Source organism: Chryseobacterium hagamense (genome assembly GCF_007991455.1).
GTDB classification, from domain to species: domain Bacteria; phylum Bacteroidota; class Bacteroidia; order Flavobacteriales; family Weeksellaceae; genus Chryseobacterium; species Chryseobacterium hagamense.
The window spans coordinates 1-19871 of sequence record NZ_BJYJ01000022.1 but is presented as its reverse complement, the minus strand read 5'-3'; the positions used below and the strand labels follow the sequence as shown (position 1 = coordinate 19871).

Annotated in this window: 14 protein-coding genes and 3 tRNA genes; 3 read left to right on the top strand and 14 right to left on the bottom strand. The window is 41.8% G+C overall.

From position 1 onward, the window contains the following. Positions 1–16: 16 nt before the first annotated feature. Positions 17–90, top strand: a tRNA-Arg gene (locus CHA01nite_RS15770). Between the two features lie 1098 nt (positions 91–1188). Here CHA01nite_RS15770 and CHA01nite_RS15765 read toward each other — a convergent pair. Further along, positions 1189–5091, bottom strand: a complete 3903-nt coding sequence (locus CHA01nite_RS15765) for a response regulator (RefSeq protein WP_146943096.1) — start codon at positions 5089–5091, stop codon at positions 1189–1191. A gap of 343 nt (positions 5092–5434) precedes the next feature. Here CHA01nite_RS15765 and CHA01nite_RS15760 point away from each other — a divergent pair. Then, positions 5435–5509: transfer RNA gene (locus CHA01nite_RS15760), tRNA-Pro, on the top strand. A 16-nt stretch (positions 5510–5525) separates the two neighbouring features. Next, a tRNA-Arg gene (locus CHA01nite_RS15755) sits at positions 5526–5599 on the top strand. 273 nt (positions 5600–5872) lie between these two features. On the opposite strand, the gene CHA01nite_RS15750 is transcribed toward CHA01nite_RS15755, so the two are convergent. The 13 genes from CHA01nite_RS15750 to CHA01nite_RS15690 all read right to left on the bottom strand — a co-directional run bounded on the left by CHA01nite_RS15750 (position 5873) and on the right by CHA01nite_RS15690 (position 19352). Beyond that, positions 5873–6247, bottom strand: coding sequence for a hypothetical protein (locus tag CHA01nite_RS15750; protein WP_146943094.1), 375 nt, complete (start codon positions 6245–6247; stop codon positions 5873–5875). 44 nt (positions 6248–6291) lie between these two features. After that, a complete protein-coding gene (locus CHA01nite_RS15745; protein WP_146943092.1) occupies positions 6292–6852 on the bottom strand; it encodes a GNAT family N-acetyltransferase in 561 nt (186 codons plus the stop codon). A gap of 15 nt (positions 6853–6867) precedes the next feature. After that, positions 6868–7716: an SH3 domain-containing protein gene (locus CHA01nite_RS15740; RefSeq protein WP_146943090.1), complete on the bottom strand. Its 849-nt coding sequence runs from the start codon at positions 7714–7716 to the stop codon at positions 6868–6870. An 18-nt stretch (positions 7717–7734) separates the two neighbouring features. Next, positions 7735–8562: a 50S ribosomal protein L11 methyltransferase gene (prmA, locus tag CHA01nite_RS15735; RefSeq protein WP_146943088.1), complete on the bottom strand. Its 828-nt coding sequence runs from the start codon at positions 8560–8562 to the stop codon at positions 7735–7737. A 544-nt stretch (positions 8563–9106) separates the two neighbouring features. Beyond that, a complete protein-coding gene (locus CHA01nite_RS15730; protein ID WP_146943086.1) occupies positions 9107–9820 on the bottom strand; it encodes a 3-ketoacyl-ACP reductase in 714 nt (237 codons plus the stop codon). A gap of 257 nt (positions 9821–10077) precedes the next feature. Continuing rightward, positions 10078–11661 (bottom strand): calcineurin-like phosphoesterase C-terminal domain-containing protein, encoded by a 1584-nt coding sequence (locus tag CHA01nite_RS15725; RefSeq protein WP_146943084.1) that lies wholly within the window; start codon positions 11659–11661, stop codon positions 10078–10080. 309 nt (positions 11662–11970) lie between these two features. Further along, positions 11971–13419 carry a SusD/RagB family nutrient-binding outer membrane lipoprotein gene (locus CHA01nite_RS15720; protein ID WP_146943082.1) on the bottom strand — a complete coding sequence of 483 codons (1449 nt, stop codon included), beginning with the start codon at positions 13417–13419 and terminating at the stop codon, positions 11971–11973. Between the two features lie 11 nt (positions 13420–13430). After that, positions 13431–16406: a SusC/RagA family TonB-linked outer membrane protein gene (locus tag CHA01nite_RS15715; protein ID WP_146943080.1), complete on the bottom strand. Its 2976-nt coding sequence runs from the start codon at positions 16404–16406 to the stop codon at positions 13431–13433. A gap of 449 nt (positions 16407–16855) precedes the next feature. Next, positions 16856–17098 carry a hypothetical protein gene (locus CHA01nite_RS15710; protein ID WP_146943078.1) on the bottom strand — a complete coding sequence of 81 codons (243 nt, stop codon included), beginning with the start codon at positions 17096–17098 and terminating at the stop codon, positions 16856–16858. 240 nt (positions 17099–17338) lie between these two features. Further along, positions 17339–17791: a hypothetical protein gene (locus tag CHA01nite_RS15705; protein ID WP_146943065.1), complete on the bottom strand. Its 453-nt coding sequence runs from the start codon at positions 17789–17791 to the stop codon at positions 17339–17341. A gap of 3 nt (positions 17792–17794) precedes the next feature. Next, positions 17795–18382 carry a hypothetical protein gene (locus tag CHA01nite_RS15700; protein ID WP_146943063.1) on the bottom strand — a complete coding sequence of 196 codons (588 nt, stop codon included), beginning with the start codon at positions 18380–18382 and terminating at the stop codon, positions 17795–17797. Between the two features lie 126 nt (positions 18383–18508). After that, on the bottom strand, positions 18509–18880 hold the full coding sequence (locus tag CHA01nite_RS15695; protein ID WP_146943061.1) for a hypothetical protein: 372 nt from the start codon (positions 18878–18880) through the stop codon (positions 18509–18511). Positions 18881–18884: 4 nt separating this feature from the next. After that, complete coding sequence (locus tag CHA01nite_RS15690) at positions 18885–19352, bottom strand: hypothetical protein (RefSeq protein WP_146943059.1); 468 nt, start codon at positions 19350–19352, stop codon at positions 18885–18887. Positions 19353–19871: the final 519 nt, after the last annotated feature.

Genomic DNA, 19871 nt, shown 5'->3' with positions numbered 1-19871 from the left:
GAATCAACCTTACAATGGGTGCGTAGCTCAGCTGGATAGAGCATCTGCCTTCTAAGCAGACGGTCAAAGGTTCGAATCCTTTCGCGCTCACTTAAAAAACCTTACCACTTCTGTTGTAAGGTTTTTTTGTTTTTAGGGGCTACGGTTCAGCTGAGCGGAGCATCCTGATCTTCACCGGGACGGTCAACAGTTCGAGATCGAAGATTCAATAAAATCAATCCTTTTGCGCTCACTTAAAAAAAGAATCAGTCCCGTAACGCAATGATGTGGGTTGGGAATCGATGGTATGAAAATCATTTTCTGATAGAAGATTATAACTATAAGATATACCTCTGGAACTTTTAGTTCACCTGTTTTTAGTACTGATTCCTACGACCTTTAGTTTATTCATTAATTACAGCTTTGAAATCCTTCTATTTTAAAAACAGATTCCGGAAAATTATAGCATACCATGACCTTAAGGCACCTTTGCTGATTACGGATATAGACAACTTTATTCTGGAAAAAGTAGAAATAATCTTTTCTTACCTTAAACAGACATTCGTCAGTATTCATTTTTATCAATTCCTTTTGTAAACTCACTCCTATGTTTTCAATTCTGTATTTGTAAAAATTTTTGTTGGAATTATGTTCAAGATCTTTAATTTCTTTTCTCTTTATTACTGAGAAAGCAAGAATTATCCTTCTCTCCAGATAAAAATTACAGATAAAGGAAAGGGAAAGTATTGAAAAGAAAAAAAGTAAAAACTTCTTCATGTTTTCTGCTTAAATAAATGATTATCAAACTATTTTAACGTAAATCCGGAGAAAAGATGATTCTAAGATATCCGAAGAAGACGCTCCATGAGATATAAAAGGATGTCATGAATCCAATAGCTCATCCGAGTGACAACCTGTATTAATGCTTACACTTTTTCAGGGCTAAATTGGTCTGTGCTTTATCTAACCCCATGCGATGCCCGGGGTAATTTCTACCATCTGCCCAGGACTGATTAATTCCTACATCAGACTTAAATTACTGAAAGAAGCCAAGTAAAAATGGATTTTGATTTAATTCAAAACAGCTTTCAGACGAACTAAATTATCTGCATCTATTACTCAAACAAATCTGCTTTCAATAATTTATGCTCTATTATTTTAAGATCTATACATCATTATCTTCTTATCCAAACCAGCATAATTTTATTTTTACTTGATTAAAGATTTTATCGCATTCAATCCGTTGGTTATTTCGCCGGTAATTTCCTGTAACAGGGAAAGAGAATCGGTCTGCCAATCTTTTTTTGTTTCCCAATGCAAAGTGGTTTCTGCCAGCTTCACCAATCCCGCCGTACCGGCCGTGCCTCTGAGTTTATGAAGTATTTTCCCGAGTTCGGCATCATTTTTTTCTGCAACAGCCGATCTGATGCTGCTTTCTGCCAGTCTGAGCTCGCTGGTCACCAGATTTAAAAACATCTGTTTAAAATCCTCATCATCTCCGGTCTGCTCATAGAGCAGGCTCATGTCGAGATAGTCTTCCGTGCCTGCCGTATTCCGGACATTTTCATTCTCCGGGGTCAGATATTTTTTGAGCATTTCCAACAGATCGGCCTGGCGCAGGGGCTTCGGGAGGAAATCATCCATTCCCGATGCCAGACATTTTTCTTTTTCTCCTGCTATCGTTCCAGCAGTCACTCCGATAATCGGCAAATCCGTATAGCCCGGCAGCTGCCGTATTTTTTTCGTGGCTTCCATCCCATCCATTATCGGCATCTGCACATCCATCAGGATCAGTGAGAAATCCTGATTTTGACACAGCTCCCAGGCCTCCAGTCCGTTAACCGCTTCGGTAAGATGTACATCAGGAATGAGAGAGGTCATTATTTTATGGTTGAGGATCATATTAACCGGATTGTCATCTACCAGCAGTACCCGCAGTTCCTGTACCTGTAAAACAGGTTCCTGCTTTTCCTGCGAGGCGATTCCCGGAATTTCCTTTTCATTGTTTTCCACTGCCCTTCTCAGGGTTCTGTACAGTTCTTCAGATTTGATGGGTTTCAGCAGGAAATAGGAATTTTCTTCCTGGCGGAAAGAATTAATGACATCATGTTCCTCTGAGGAAGTGTGGAGAATGACCAGCGGAGACGTCTCATCCTGTTTGCTGAATAAAGCTTTTATTTTTTCGATGGTCTCCAATCCTGAAATTACCGGCATGTGATAATCCATCAGGATAATATCGAAACGTTCACCGGACAGCAGGATCTGCAAAGCTTCCATCCCGTTGGCTGCCAATTTCGATTCAATATTCTTATAAGCCAGCATATGCTGAAGGATGATCCTGTTGGCTTCATTATCATCTACGACCAGTGCTTTTTCGATTTTCAGTTCTTCATCACCATTTGGTTCGGAAAGTTCATAGGGAACTTCAATATCAAAATAGAATACGGAGCCTCTGCCAGGGGTACTTTCTAACTGAAGATGGGTTCCCATATAGCCCAGGATATTATTTGAAATGGTAAGCCCAAGACCTGTTCCGCCGTATTTTTTACTGATCGAGCTGTTTTCCTGGGTGAAGGCATTGAAGATGTACTGCTGCTTTTCTTCTGCTATTCCGACCCCTGTATCACGGACGGCAAACCGGAGTACAATTTTTTCGCCGCTTATGTCCAGCTTTTCTACCTTGAGTTCGATCTCGCCCTGTTCGGTAAACTTTACGGCATTTCCCAACAGGTTGATCAGGATCTGTTTCAGCCTGGATTCATCCATCATTAAAGTTTTAGGAAGTCCCGGATCAATATTCAGCAACAATTCGATATTTTTCTTCTGCGACTGATACAGGATGACATTGATGACCTGATTAACCAGATCATACACATTGCATTTCTCAATAACGAGGTCCATCTTACCGGATTCGATTTTAGAGAAATCAAGGATGTCATTAATGATCGTGAGTAGGTTTTCGCCCGATTCGTTGATATAGTTCAGATATTGTTTCTGCGTCTCATTAAGCGGCGTCTTCAGCAGAAGGTCTGAAAAACCGATAACCCCGTTCAGCGGGGTACGGATTTCATGGCTCATATTGGCTAAGAATTCGGATTTTGCCTTGCTTGCGATATCGGCCATTTTCTTAGCTTCTCTAAGCTCATTATTGGTTTTTATGGTATTTGTAATATTCTGTACGGAAACAATGAGTCCCCCGACTATTCCATCAGAAAGATACCAGGGCCTTACCTCAAGGTTATAATGCTGCAGTTCTTCCTTATGGCTGACCGAAAGCGTAAAATCCTCATTCTTATAGTCTTTGCCTGTGATGGCATCCCGGTAAATGCTCTTGATTTCATCGGAAGCGTTCGGTGAGATGGTAAACATATTCTCGCCGACAAGTTCCATATCGTTCATATTAAACTCCTCGCGCCAGCAACTGCTTGCAGAAAGATAGTTGAGGTTCCGGTCAAACATCGCAACCGCAACCGGAGCATATGTGACAAAAGACTGCAGCATGGCTTCTTTTTTCGATAACTCAAGGTAAAGCTTCTTGAACGCATCGATATCCTGAATAATCCCGAATACTTTGTTACAGGATCCGTTCTCAAATTCAGGAATGGCTTTCACCCGCACCCAGATCATGACGCCGTCCTGCCGCACCAGCTGGAATTCTTCATCATAGCCGGTTCCTTCCGAAATCGCCCTGTTGAACAAGAACCCGACCTTCGCCTGATCCTCTTCCCGGTAAAAATGTAACGCCTCCTGGAATTCAGGCTGATAGCCGGGCGCTACTTTATGAATCTCTTTTGTGGTATCGGACCAGAATACGGACTGATTTTTAAGATTGACCTCCCATCCCCCGACCTGAGCCACAGCACTGGTCTGTTCCAGTATTTTCTTTGTATAGAGCAGGTCTTTTTCCAGCAGCATCCTTTCCGTTATATTCAGGGCGGTACTTAATACATAGGGATTACCTTCCTTATCAAATTCCACCCGGTTGTGGTACATCCAGATCAGTTCTTCCCCTTCTTTTGTCTTCAGCACCATGGTACCCAGATGTTCCTTATTCTCATTGATCTGCCGGAGGTACTCCTGTAGAAGCAGATGGTTTTTTTCAGGAACCAGATCCTTCAGATTCAGCCCTTCTACCTCTTCTTCCGAATAATTCAGGATCTCCCTCCCTTTTTTATTCACTTCAAGAATATTGCCTTCCATATCGTGCATGCTCATCAGGCCGATGGCGTTTTCGAAAAAGCGCCTGAAACGGCGTTCAGAACTTGCCAGTTGACTTTTTTCTTCAATATGCTGGGTCATATTGGTTCCGAAGCAAAAAATTTCAGAATGGCTATGGTTGCTTTTCATATACCACTCGATAATGACTTTATGTGTGTCGTCCGTTTTTGAAGACGTAGTAATCATCAGCTCCCCGTTATTCACGGAAAAGCTTTCTATCTTTTCCTGAACTCCTTCGGACTGATTTCCCAAAAGCTCCATAAAAGGTACAGCGGCCACCTCGTCCCTGCTTATCTTAAAAGCTTTTTCAAAGGCAGGATTGATATCCTTCACCTCCAGCTTATCGTTCAAAACGCAGATCGGGTTATTTGAAACATCAAAAATCTGCTGAAAATATTCGGCCTGGATATTCTTCTTTTTGGCGAGCAGCAATTTTGTCACTGCTTCGGCTAATTTTTTGAGCGTATTTATCTGGTCTCCGGATAAGGATCTCGGCTGATAATCCAGCACACAGATTGTCCCAAGCGCAAATCCTTCATCCATCAGCGGCATTCCTGCATAAAAGCGGATTTTGTTTTCCAAAACCAGCTGATTGCCGGAGGTTCTGTCGTCCAGCAAAGTATCTTCGATGACCACTATTTCACCACTTGCAATTGAATACTGGCAGACCGTATCTTTGCGCTCCAGAATTCCGATGGAAGTACCGATACAGCTCTGGATCGTCTGGGTATTGCTTTCCATAAGCGCAATGTAAGCGGCGGGACAACCGGAGATCAGGCATGCCGTTTCTGCAAATATATCCATCTGAGGATCTTCAGACTGATGCAGAAGATCAAAGAGTTGCATTCTTTCAACCCGCTCTTTTTCATTATCAGGAACCGGATAACTATTCATATTTTAATCATAAATCATTATGTGATAAATATAATAAAGAAAATACACACATAAAATATTTTTTTAAGAAAGATATACCCCATTTCACGAAAAAGTGATTAAATATTTTCCGGAAACCCGGCATCCGGCTTTCTTATATTAAAAAAAAAAAAAACGGTAAAAATAATTGTCCTAAATATAAGTTTATCTAAGCTAATGATTATGAATGAAGTAAGTAAGGCAAAGCCTTATTTATTTAAGATTGACGAAAAATTCTTGTACATTTATTTTTATAATTCAAAAAAACATTCTATATTTGCACCCACAAAAAACAAGGTAATTCTTGTTAAAAGATGACCTCAATCGGGGCGTAGCGTAGTCCGGTCATCGCGCCTGGTTTGGGACCAGGAGGTCGCAGGTTCGAATCCTGCCGCCCCGACTTCAAAAACATTTCAGGGTGCGTAGCTCAGCTGGATAGAGCATCTGCCTTCTAAGCAGACGGTCAAAGGTTCGAATCCTTTCGCGCTCACTTTCAACCTTACAACTTCCGTTGTGAGGTTTTTTGTTTTAAGGAAGCTTAGCCGAAGGACCGCCCCGGTTGAAACAGGGACGGTCAAAATTTTGTAACTGATCCGTTTGAAATCGTAGATTCTGTACAATCAAGACCACTTCTTTTTTGAAGTTTTCATTTTTAATGGTTTTAAAAGTCCGGTTTTCAGAGTTGGCCCCAAAAGCAAGACCGGTTCTGAATCATTAAATTATACACAATAAAACTAACGGATTTTTGAATCCAGCAAGATATCTACATTTTCTTACAGCTATTTACATGTTTATTGCCTGTGCAGCAATTCATTTTCAATAAATTGTAAAGCTTCTCCATATTCGTCATCGGACCAATACCAATTTCGATCTGTGTTTCTTCATTCCATAATATTATTTTTTCGCATAACGGATCAAGCTGAATACAAAATGAATTTTCATGGTTACAATATACCGCATAGCTGTCTTCGATCCGGATACCTATTCTTTGATAATAGTGCAGATTTCTGAAAACATCCGGAAATTTTTGCTGGATTTTTCTATAAAGATCTTTCCCGAAACCTGAATAACGCCTATCTGCTTCTTCAGGATTTTCAGGAATAAATTCTTCCATTATTCCAAATATAGAATGTTTCATATTACTGCTCTATCGTTTTTTAAATCCGGATAAAAGATTAATTTTTAAATCCGGTTCAGCCTTGCGTACATTTCCAGGCTGATGAATTTTCCGTCTTTTATTTCACAGTCTCTCATGACGCCTTCCAGCTCAAAACCCAGTCGGGCCATTACTTTTTTGCTGTTGCCATTTTCCGTTTCTACGACGGCTTCAATCCGGTGGATCTCCATTTTTTGAAAAGCATATTTACAGGCGGCCTGTCCGGCTTCCCCGATAATTCCGGAGCCCCAGTATTCGGGCAGCAGCCAGTAGCCCATTTCGATTTTCCGGTACTCTTTCGTCCAGTTGTTGAACCCGACGGCCCCAAGAAAAGCCTGGTCCTGCCGGTTACAAACGGCCCACCAGAGACCCTTCTCTTCTTTCTCAATCATCTCAAACCAGTCCATCTGCTCCTGAGTGGCTTCCGGACTGCCGTAGCTTACCCCATAATACCTGATCACCTCCGGATGCGACAGGCCTCTGTATACGGATTCAATATCATCCTGCTGAAATCTCCGCAGCAGCAGTCTTTCGGTAGTCAGAACCGGGAAAAGATTTTCATCGTGGTGGTTTGTATTCTTTTTCATTAGTCCTGTCTGGAATCAACGGGTTTGTTTCAGCCGGTAAGCAGTTCCGTCCCAAAGATACGTTTTCGAAGCTTTTTTCCTTTTTTCACGGTCCTTTTCATCTTTTTCCATTTCCTCCATTTTATAAATGAACGCATTGGTGACCCCGCCTTTATCATTGGGGAAAATAAATTCTTCGTGATGGTAATAGACATCGGCATCTCCTACGCTCATCAGCTGGGGCAGGGCAATAAGTTTTTTACCGGTAACTAAAATATATTGGTCGTACCCGGGAATTCCGCATGCCTCCCCGGAAACAGCAGCTTTTAAGGTAAATTCAACATTTTTGAGTTTGTGGTTGCTTTCTACCGTAAAAGTTCCATAGCTCAGACTTTCTCCCGAGCCCGTTTCAAAGGAAACCTCATCGATTACGGCAGGCCCTTCCATCATCTTTACGGCAGCCATGTTCTGCTGAATGGTTTCCGTGGGAAACTGCGGATCTTTTTTAGTGATGGTCTTTGCAAGGCCCAATAGGAAATCATAGCCGTTTTTATTCCGGTAGCCTGTGCAGAGGTTCCCGCCCCAGACATAACCTTCGGAAGCCCGGTCGCCTTTCTGATAAGAAACCCTATACCAGTTGGCCGTTCTCTCGCCTAATTTCAGTACCCTCTCTTCTTTTTTGAGGATGAATACCTCCTGATTGGCCGGCAGAGAATCCAGGACCTGTGCGTTAACTTCAGGAGACTGCCGGATCCTTGCACCGGCGGTAAATATTTTCTGCGGTTTGTTTTCTTCGAAATTAAAAATTCCGTCGGCATACACTTCTTCCTGTGCAAAGAGGAATTGAACGGTAAGCAGGAGTAAAGCGGTAAAAAAGGTTTTCATATTAATATTCCGGGGTGTTTATTTTTCGAGAAGAAGGCTCACCCACTCTTCCCGCTGCAGCTGCTTTTTAAGCTCCAGCCCGCTTTCTCTGCAGACTTCCAGGATGTCATCCACATCGAAGAAGCATAATCCGGAGAGCAGAAGCTTTCCTCCGTCGTTCAATACGGTCACATAGGTCGGGATATCGGAAATCAGGATGTTCCTGTTGATGTTGGCCAGAATGATATCGTAGTTTTCGTTTCCGAGATTATCGGCTGTCCCAAGCTCGATATCCAGTTCTACATTGTTGCGGGCGGCATTTTCCTTTGAATTTTCCACCGACCATTCGTCGATGTCGATCGCTTTGGTTTCCCCGGCGCCGTTCTGTTTGGCATAAATGGCCAGGACGGAAGTTCCGCAACCCATATCCAGCACTTTTTTATCCTGGAAATCAATATCCATCATCTGCTGGATCATCAGGTGGGTGGTAGGGTGATGGCCTGTCCCGAAAGACATTTTCGGCTGGATCACGATCTCGTGCATTCCGGGAACCGATTCGTGGAATTCAGCCCGGATCAGCACCTTATCGTCGATGTTGATCGGCTCGAAGTTTTTTTCCCACTCTTCATTCCAGTTGATGTTGGGCATTTCTTTGAAGGTATACCCGATTTTTACTTCTTCATTCTGAAAAAGCGGTAAGGCTTTCAGTTCCTCTTCATTAAAAAGGTCTTTCTGGATATATCCTAAAATCCCTTCCAGCTCTTCTGTGAAACTGTCGAAACCGATCTGGATCAGTTCGGCCATCAGGATTTCGTTCCACGGCTGAAGCGGGGTAATTCTGAAATCGAATTCTAAATAATTTTGCATGTGAATAATTTGCTGCAAAAATAAATATTTAAAAATTGAATTTTTAAAATTGCTTGGTTAAATTGCAGATTGAAATTCCTGATGAGCTAAAACCCCCGAAGAGGTTCGCGAATTCATATAACAATATAAATAAAAGATGAGTCAAATCTTTGATTTTTAAATCCCATGATTCTAAGGAACGCTTATCCGGTGACTGAGCGGAGCCGAGGCCACACCATGCGTGAAATCTGTGGAATCTATGGGAACATTATATGACGCGTGTTGATTCATGCCCGGATGCCGAATCTACCCACCAAGGCCATAGCCCGGATAGCAACGGTTACCCCACAGCAGGCGGAGGCTTTAGCGGCGGCGCGAGGAGTAAGAGTGGATAGCCGGAAACAGCTCCGAAATAAATGATGACTGATGGATAATGATCGGTTCTTACAGAATTTTTGTATTTCGCGAATCATCTGCCATAAAATAAGCGGACCGGAGCCCGCTTTAGATATACGATCAGGTTCCTGAGACAAAACCCTGAACCTGAAATTTTAAACTTTAACCCTTACGGATTCGTTGAGAAGATAGACCCGTTGGCGATCAAAGCACGTCTGTTCATTTTCAGGATATCCCGTACCCACTCGGCAAAATCTTCCGGCTGCAGGACTTTTTCAGGATTCCCATCGGTCAGGCCGCCCTGGATGGACATATCGGAAGCGATGGTGCTCGGGGTCAAGGTGATCACGCGGATGTTCTGTTTTCTCCACTCCGCCATCATGGATTGCGACAGGGAAACCACCGCTGCTTTGGAGGCTGCGTAAGCTGACATGTTCGGGCCGCCCTTCAGACCGGCTGTTGAGGCCACGTTAATTACATCCCCTTCTCCTTTGGCCTTCAGGAACGGATAAGCCGCTTTGGCTGCGTAATAGACTCCGAAAAGATTGGTCCTGATCACCTGCTCCCAGGTTTCGGAAGGCATTTCTTCGATGGATCCGAAGTCGCCGATGCCCGCATTGTTGATAAGGATATCGATGCCGCCCATCTGTTCTGCCACCAGCTCGATTCCTGCCTTTACCTGGATTTCATTGTCTACGGAAAAGACGGCATAGGTTGCATTTACCCCGAACTTTTTAATCTCTTCAACCGTCATTTTAAGGTTTTCTTCATTTCTTCCCGTGATGGCCACGTGTACCCCTTCGGCAGCCAGCGCTAAAGCCACTGCTTTTCCCAGTCCTCTTCCGCCTCCCGTTACGACGGCATTTTTTCCGTTTATATTCATTTTTTTAGAATTTTTTATTCGTGTCCGCAAATTTACAAAAGATGATCCGGAAATTCGTGTTCCCAACGATATGGTGACGATTGATATAATAAATCTGTAACTTTTGAGGTTGAAGTTGAGATTAAAACGACACAAACGCGTTCTATTCTAAACCTTGAAGGTTTGTTGCGGTGAACGATTGTTCCGGTTAATTATTAAAAATTAAAACCGACCCAAAAGCGGGCCGGTTTCCTTGAAAGTATAGTAGTAAATGAAAGTTAAGGGATTATGATCTGATCCCGGACATCGAATTCTTCTGTTGCAGAAAATTCGTTTCCGTACATATCCGTTGCTTTTACCTCAACCTTATGTTTTCCGAGGGAAAGCTTTTTCGGAAACTCTCCTATCCAGATGTGTTTGGACATTTCCGGATTGGAAGGTCTTCTGCCCGCCAGCATGGTCTGTGTCGTGTCCCATTTGAAAACCGACATCGCAAAGTTCGGGTCTACCGTTTCATCGTACTGCATGTCTTCCCATTTCCCACCGTCTATCCTGTATTCCACCTTGTCTTTTTTGCTCCCCATGAAGAAGTTGGCCAGGACTTTGGCAGAGGTTTTTGAAGGGAAAGGAACGACTTTGGGAACGTACAGGTTAATTTGATAATCTTCCGGCTTGCCGGCAGTTTTGTATTTCATTTTGTAATCGCTGTCGCTGAAACTGATGAACGAATATCCTTTGGCCGTACCGTCGCGCATGGTAGAAGTCGGCAGCCCAAGGTCATCCGAAGTTCCGGACCACCAGTCGCCGCACGTAGTCCCGGCATTGTACTCATGAAGGTCTTTGGAACCGTTCCACCCTGCTTCTTTGCCGTAGAACAGCTGCTGCTGGATGTGGGTGTGTGCCGATAACAGCAAAGCATTCTTAAAAGGGGCCAGGTTATCGAACAACTTCTGACGGTCTGAGTTTCTGAAATTGTCTTCGTTTTTATGGTCCAGCGGAATATGGAAGGAAACGACAATCAGTTTGTTTTTATCCACCAGTTTCAGGTCGTTTTCTATAAACTGCAGCTGGTCTTCGCGGAAACCGCCCCAATAGCCTTTGTTATCTCTCGGATCGGGGTACAGGATATCATCCAGTACCATAAAATGAACGTTTCCGTAATTGAAGGAGTAGTTGGCCGGACCGAAATTGGATTCAAACGTTTCGTCGGAAAGCCGGTCTTCCTTAGCTTCGTAATTCATATCATGGTTTCCCATCACATTGTACCAGGGCAGCCCGATTTCTTTCATTACATCCGCATAAGGTTTCTGAAGGCTCAGGTTATCCCCAACCAGATCCCCGAGGCTGATTCCCAATACGGCATTTTTCTTTGTATTTTTCACCTCGTTCACGATGGCTCTCCTGAAATAATCGAGCTGCTTTTCGGTATAAGGCTGCGGATCGCCGAAGACCAGGATGTCGAAATTCTTGCTTTCGTTCTGCCTGTTCAGGGCAAAATTAATTTCTTTCGGAAGTTCCCCGGTAGGCGCCGAACCTTTGTATTTCAAATCGGCCGGCGACCCCTTCGGTTTATACTGGTAGTAGTATTGAGGAAGGTTATTCCCGTTCACAGGCGTCATGTACCCGGAAGGTTTGATCACGAAGATGGTCTGCCCGTCCTGAACCGGCAGGCTGTACCTCCCGTTTTTATCGGTAAGGACCACCTGGGCGCCATTGGAAACGGCTATGCCTTCAATTCCTTTTTCGCGGTTTTCTTTTTTCTGGTTTTTGTTACCGTCTTCATATACATATCCCGAAACGGAAGCCTGGGAGAACGCCATGGCTGAAATCAGCAGGCAGGGCATTAAAAATTTTATGTTCATTGTTTATTCTGTTGAATTATAATACTTCTTTAAATTATCCGTTGTGCGTTGATTCCTTTTGGAACACGGAGTACGCTGAGTTTTTGATTGCAATACCGCTTTAAAGTTTCACAAAGGCGTTCTACTTATAAAAGATCACAGAGCCTACTCATGATAGATTGCTTCCGGAACGGAGTGCAGTAAGTTTTGTTTACTGCAATACCGCTTTAAGTTTCACAGAGGTACTTCGCAACCTCAGCATAACTTCCTGCTTATCAGAGAACACAGAGTCTTACTGGCAAATTTTGAATCATTGAATTTTCTATACGATTATTTATTCCACCACACTTTTACGTTGATGTTGTCGCCGCCCATCTGCTGTACGGCTGCCTGGTAATTGTTGGTATTCAATACCCTCGGATTTGGCGGGTACATGAGTCTTGACGGCATGATTCCGTTGTTCAGCAAGCCTCCGTTATTCGGCAGGACCGGGAATCCGGTTCTTCTCTTTTCAAACCACTGCTGCTGGTCTACAAAGAACAGGGCCACATATTTCTGAAGCATGATCCTTTCCAGGGTTCCGTTGTACGCTACATTCGCATTGGTGAAATAATTGGCAGGCATGGTAGCTCCCCACTGTTCGATGGCAGCCTTTACCCCGCTTTCATAATACGTCTGGGCACTTCCCGGAATCACGCCTTTAAAAGCCAGCTCCGAAAGGATAAACTGCAGCTCGGCATACGGGAATACAAGAATATTAAGCGGAGCCTTGGAAAGGTTCTGGTTCATATTGGACGGCTGATAATCGAAAACCGTTCCGTAGGCATACCCAGAAGGAGCGCCTTTATACCCGATATTCGCATTGGAAAGATTTTTTGCCTGGCTGAAGAAAAGCGCCATTCTCGGGTCATTGTTCGCCTTTAAAGTTTCCACGAAGAATGCTGAAGCGGCTCTTCCCGTTGTAAAATCCTGAGGCCTCGTAATCGGGGGAAGCAATGGTGCCACTCCTGTTACCGCCACTTTAGCAGTTTCCGAATTGCTCTGGAAAATAGGATAAATCGTAGGATTGCTGATAATCTCCTGGATCCGCTCTTTTACATTCACTTCACCGTCCTTGCTGAGGATCCGTGTTAACAAACGCAGGGAAAGCGAATTGCAGAACTTTTTCCAGTTGGTAATCCCGTTTACGTCGCTTTCCGCTTTGTAGAAAAGATCCGGCCCGCCCAGTGTTTTGGTAGTGACAAAAAGGGAATTGGCGGTTTTCAGGTCGTTCAGCAACTGGACGTAGATATCTTTCTGACGGTCGAATTTAGGCTGGGAGATATTATCCTCCAGGCTGGAAGCTTCCGAAAACGGCACATCCCCGTAAGTATCGGTAAGATTGGAATAAATCCAGGCATTCAGCACCATGGAAATGGCGAGGTAATTCGGATCGTTGTCTCTTTCTGCAGCCACCCTCATGTCTTTCACCTGCTTGATCCACTTGTAGCTGTTGTTCCAGAAGCCGGCCCCTGTATTTTCGGTGATGTTGTACCGGCTCAGGGTATTTCCTTCGTTCGGAAAATCGAGGGAAACCTGCATCAGATCGAAAGTGAAATCATTCGCCCTCATGTAGTTTACGGCCGACATATTATACTGTACCGGTACAAGCAGTTTTGAAGCCACCGGTTCGCTGATCCGGCTGTTATCCGTATTCACCTCATCCAGGGTTCTGCTGCATGAAACCGGGATGAAACCGATTCCTGCAACCAATGCGATATTTAAAAGTAATTTTTTCATGTTGTAAAATTTTAGAATTTAACGTTAAGCTGGATCCCTACTGTTCTTGCGGTCGGCAGCTGTCCCATTTCTACCCCCGGGGTAATCTGATTGTCGTTCAGGGTAGCAGCTTCAGGATCAAAAAGCGGGAATTTCGTCCACATCCAGAGGTTCCTTCCGAATAAAGCCAGGGTAAGATCCGTGATCTTAAGCTGCTCGGTTACGCTTCTCGGGAAGGAATAAGAGATCCGGGCATCCCTGAGTTTGATGAATGAAGTATCGAATGTATTGGTTTCCACATTGGCCCTTCTGTAATAATCTCCGTAATAGGTAGAGAGCAGGATCGCCTTGGTGTTAGGGGAATAGGATCCGTCCGCATTCTGCACCACCCCGGCCCCGATAATCATTCCGTTCGGGTTTTCCCTTCCGGCTAAGGTATGCTCCAGCTTCCCCTGCTCGGTCATTTTGTGATGGGACTGGGAATAGGCCATCCCTTTGTACTGACCGTCGAAGGAGAAGCTTACCGTAAATCCTTTATACCTGAATTCATTCTGGATTCCGGCCCTCCATTCCGGATAGGCGTTCCCGATTCTTTTCATCTGGGTGGGTTTTGCCGTCAATCCGTCTGTTGCGTTATAGATGACCTGTCCGTCCGGGGAATACATCAGTCCGTATCCGTACATATCGCCCAGAGAACCGCCGACATAAGCATTAAAATAAACCACACCGCCTACACTTCCCATCGTGTAAGGCTCGCCGTTGAATTCCTCCGGCAGGGAAAGGATTTTATTCCTGTTCATCGACCAGTTGGCATTCACGGCCCATGAGAAGTTCTTGTTTTTTACCGGGAAAGCGTTCAGGGTCACTTCCAGTCCGCGGTTCCTGACCTCTCCGGCATTGATGACCTTGCTGCTGAATCCGGTTTCCCAAAGGGTCGGGATCCTCACGATCTGGTCTTTGGAATTGTTCTGGTAAGCCGTCAGCGTATAGCTCAGCCTGTTTTTCAGGATGCTGAAATCCATTCCGGCTTCGATACTGGTAATCATATTGGGGCGCAGGTTCGGGTTCGGATATAAAGACGGGGATTCTACGGAACCCTGGAAATCACTGTTGTTGTAATATTTGATCAGTTGGTAAGGATCGGAATCGTTTCCTACCCTGGACCATGAAGCCCTCAGCTTCCAGAAGTTGAAGCGGTCTGAAGTCAGCTTAAAAATATCCGAAAGGATGAAAGAGGTAGCCGCCGAAGGATAGAAATACGAGCGGTTCTGCTCCGGAAGCGTGCTGCTCCAGTCGTTTCTGGAGGTAAGATCCAGGAATATTTTGTTCTGATATCCCAGGGTTGCCAGGGCATAGGCACTGTTTACCTGCTTATCATTGGGTCTGGCAAATTTGGAAATATTGGAGATTCCGTTCGGTAAGGTATATACGCCCGGTTTTAAGAGTCCTTCCGCAATATAGTCGTTCATGACATATTCCATATACCGGATATTTCCTCCGGCTGATGCGCTGAAATCGAAGTCATTGAATTTGGTTTTATAGGTAAACAACACATCATTGTTCATATCCATCAGCTTCACATACTGCTCCCTGTACATTCCCTGCAGGTAATTGGCGGAATTCCACGGTCTTTTCTGGGTACGCAGCTCATTGGTAAGCTCCATTCCCGAACGCACCATTACTTCAAAGTTTTTGGTAATCTTATAATTAAGGTTTACATTTCCGGTTATAAAATTCTTATCCACGCCGTTCAGCATTTCGTAAGCGATGAGGTAAGGATTATCGATAAAGGAACTGAAGGGGTGAATCTGCTCCACCTGGTCTTTCCCGGCTTTCCAGACCGGCCGGTACCACGAAAGGTCTACGTTCGGGTTCTGGAAGATCATGAAGTAGGAAATCGACTGGTTGCTGTATCCCGTTGCCGGAAGGTTGTCGCTTTTTGTCTTGCTGTAATTGAACTTGATGCCTACTTTCAGTTTTTCGTTTAGCTTGTGATCTAGGGAGAAAGCGGCGGTGAACCGGTTAAAACCGGTATTCGGCATCATCCATTCGTTTTTGAGATAAGTTAAAGATGACCTGAATGACGTATTCTCGTTGGAAGCTTCGAGGGCGATGTTATTGGAAAAGGTAGCTCCGGTTTCCCAGAATCCTTTGATGTTGTCTTTATACGGCCTCCATAACTGACGCTGCAGACTCTGCCCTTCTACACCGGGATCGTACTGAAAATAAGACTGCCCGGCAAACTTAGGCCCGAATGCGCTGCTGGTAGAACCGGTATTCACGCCGTCTGCCGAGGCGCCGTAAGAATAATAGAAATTTCCTTTGGCATCCTTCTGAAGGGTTCCCTGACCATATTCGTACTGGTAATCAGGCCATTTCAGTACCGTGTCGTAACTTGAATAGGAATTTAAAGTCACCTGCACTTTCCCTTTCCTGCTTTTTCCCGATTTTGTAGTGATCATGATGGCTCCGCCCGCCCCTCTTGAACCATAAAGCGCAGATGCGGTGGCTCCTTTCAGTACGGTGATGGATTCGATATCATCCGGATTGATGGTATTGATCCCGTTTCCGTAATCAATGGGAAGATCTGCCTTGGAACCTGCTCCGTATGCTGAAAATCCGGTACCGGTGGTATTGTTGTTCAGCGGAATCCCATCAACAACGATCAGGGCATTATTCTGATCGGGATTCATGGAGATGTCCCCTCGCAGCTTAATGATCGAACTTCCCAAAGGTCCTGCTCCTGCCGTCTGGATTTTCAGACCGGCCACTTTTCCTTCCAACGCCTGGGACCAGTTGTTGTTCTGGGTTCTTAACAGTTCTTCGGATTTAATGGTTTCCGCCACGTATCCTAATGACTTGTCGTGTCGTTTGATTCCCAAAGCCGTTACTACTACCTCATCGATGTTTTTAATAGTGTCTTTTTTCACCCTTTGCTGGGCAGCCACTTCCACGCTGATGAGTCCTGTTAATGATAAGATGAGTACTTTCTGTGTTGCTTTACGCATATCCTTTTTGTTTGCGCAAAAATAGAACGACATTATGAGTATCGTTTTAACACGGTTTTAACAGATATTAAAGAATTATTAAACGCTATATTAATTTATAATTAACAACACCCTATAGTTTTTTGGTTAACAAGACGTTAAAACCATTACGGATTTTTAATATGATAAGGCAGATTTAATTCTGTATTTTTATTGTCTTTTTCCGGGATAATAAGATATACCATACTACTACCACGAAGTATTGTTGCTAGGAAATTAAAAGGTATTTAAGCGCAGATCCGGAGGCGCCGTAGGTTTATGGGATGGGAGCAGGATGATGGATGCGGGGAGTTTTCTTGTTGACTGATACTGAAGGAAGCTGAATCAAAATGCAATTGTTTATTGCATTTCCTATTGAATGCCTATGCATGATAAAAAAAGATTATGGTAAAATTTATACCATAACCTTTTCATGAATTATAAGCATGCTTATTTGTATTTTTAGTTTTTAATTGTAGATCAGAAAGATCAGCATCTAATCGATCGTTATTGTCATGTGAAGTTATTTTTTTTATTTTATCTAAAATCTCAACACCATCATTCTTATTGAAAAAATATCTTTGAATCTTGTTATCTTTATTTATTTGAACTAATACCAACAAACCATTATTGAATTCCTTCATTTTTGAGTAAGAAATTTCTTCGATTTTCATCAGACCTTCTTTTTCTACTTGATAATTGACCTCTGGGAAAATCTTCTCATTCCGCTTTTTATTTGAAAGAATAATTCGCGTCGATGGAGAGTTTTAATCTCCTGTATATCTTACAGTTATTTGAAAAACATTAATATTTTCAGTTTCTTTTTTAGAACAACCTAAAAAAAATATAAGTACAGTAATAAGTAAATTTTTCATATTCTATTTTTTTAACCACCAATATGTATTACCTTTAGTTTAGCGTCCTATAATCCCTTCATCATTATACCAATCTTGCTTAGTTATAAATTTTAAATTTAAAAAATCATTATTTAAAAATTTGTTATTATAATGGGAAGTTAGGTCCTGAATTCTATCTAAAATCTTAAGACCTCTTTCTTTATTGAAATAATATTTTTTAATATGGTTATCTTTGTTTATTTCAACTAATACTAAGGAATTCTTAATGGCCTCTGTTTTTTCTGAATAGCATGCTTCCTCAATTTTCATCAAATCTTCTTTTTCTATTTGATAATTAGTTACTGGAAAAACTTTCTTATCCGTCTTGCTATTTCTGAGAACAATTTCTGGAGGTGGAGCGTCTCGTGGACCTATGTAAGTTATCATTATTTGATAAGCGTTAATATTTACAGTTTCTTTTTTAGAACAGCTTAGAAAAAATATAACTATAACAATGAGTAAATTTTTCATATTTTATTTTTTTAACCATGGATATCTATTTGGATATTGAATGCTTGTAAGAGGCATTGCTAGACTATGACCTGATGGATATAAATTAAATCCATAATACAATGTATGTACAGCGTGAGCTCCACTGCTGTTAAAGCCGACTAATGACAATTCAGCCCTCCAACCTACAGTAGTAGTAGTAGTAGTAGTAGGTCTACTTCTGGTTGGTGAATCTGTAAATGTATATCGATTTCCTTCTCTTATTAGAGAACCAAACCTTTCATAATCACGCTTAGCATAGTAAAAAGGACTGGTATTTTCATCTGGTAGACTACGATCATTATAAATATGAAAATCTTGACTCCTTGCATCAGGACCATTTGTCGCCACTGTTTGAACCCATTTATAGTCCTTATATTTATCTGAAGTGCTCGTAAAACTTACTTGTAAATGAACTCCTTGTTCTCCATTATCTGGATTAGTAATTAATTCGTATGCTTCAACTTTCATTTTTCCTATATAGTCTCCTTCACTATCATAAACTTTAAAAGAAGTTTTAGGTTGATGTATATAATGGTTAAACCCTGCGCCTTTTAAATCTTTTCCGTACATGGATATTCTTTTCCTTTGACGAAAACGAAAAAACAGTCTATATATATTCCGTTTTCAATACCTATTAAGATCCCGAAAAATATCCAGAACTATAAAAACAAAAATCCCACCGAAAGCCGGGAAGTTTTATTTTGTAATATCTATATCCTGTAAAGATTTATCGCGTTTTATTAATTTTTGTAAATCACTAAAAGAAATTTTATTTAAAACAGTGTCTTTCTTTATATTTTGAATTAAATATTTCAATCTACTTTTAGGCATCTTTTGAGGGTTATCAGAGAATGTTGTATCAACAGAAACAACAATGTAATATTTATTGTATTTACAATCCACCAGTCCGCTGTCTATGACTAAATTATTATCCTTCAGTAATCTATTTTGATTTCCTCCCTCAAAAATAAACTCATAACCTAAAGGCATTTTCTCTGTAAAATCGGAATTATTACAAGATATCAATAAAAAAATAACTATTATTAAAACTAAATGTAAATATTTCATATAATTAATATTTAGGCCCTCTTTCAAAGTGATATACTCTTGGTCTAATTGTATTTATTCCTTTAAAATTGATTTGATATTGTTGTCCTTCACCAGCAACCCATTTCCCAAGAACAGTTGCTGCATTTCTGAATGGACTATCTATAAATTTTCCGTGTTGTTCAAAGTTATAAGTATCAGGTAATATACTCACTTGATTATTTCCTAGGTATTTTACCGTAATATTACCTAAAACCCTTCCATCACTTGAATTTACTAAAGTCTGAACATTGTATGTTTTTCCCTTAACCCAACCTTTAGTATCAACAGAATTTAGATCTATTTTACTTGCATCTAAAGTAACCGCCTTCCCATCTCCCTTTCTATACCAGCTATTGGCTTCATCCAAACTCATCTTTCCATCTCCATCTGCATCCCAAGGATTCTTTTGTTGAGATTGTTTATCTTGAAAAGGACCATCTATCTTGTGCATCGCGTGGTTTAATCCCGCAACTATCATTCCAATTTCTCACTTTTCCAATTTGTAAAGAATCATCTTTTGAAAAAACATAGCAGTTAAATTACATTATACTATCACCTTTGATAATATAGCATTTGTTACTATTAGTTAATTTCGTAATGAATACACCTTTCTTAATATGATTTAAAACAAAGTTAGAATTCCTTATAGTTATTTCATCATCTTTAGAAGTAGATTCAACTTTTAAATATAATGTCCCTCCTTTTACTATATTAATATCGTATATATTACCACTAATTTCTTTGGGAAAATAATCATGTTTCATATGATTTATGAAAGATTTAGTGTTTAACAAATTATAGGATATAATGATCAACAATAAAATAATACAGATATAAAGTTTTTTATTATTTCCCATTGTAAATACTTATATTTATACGGCTCCATTGTGCTCCTCCGCCAAAACCGAGTGAAACATTAATTCCTGACCAAGATCTTTGTGAAAGGTCAAACATTGATTTAAGCCCAAGC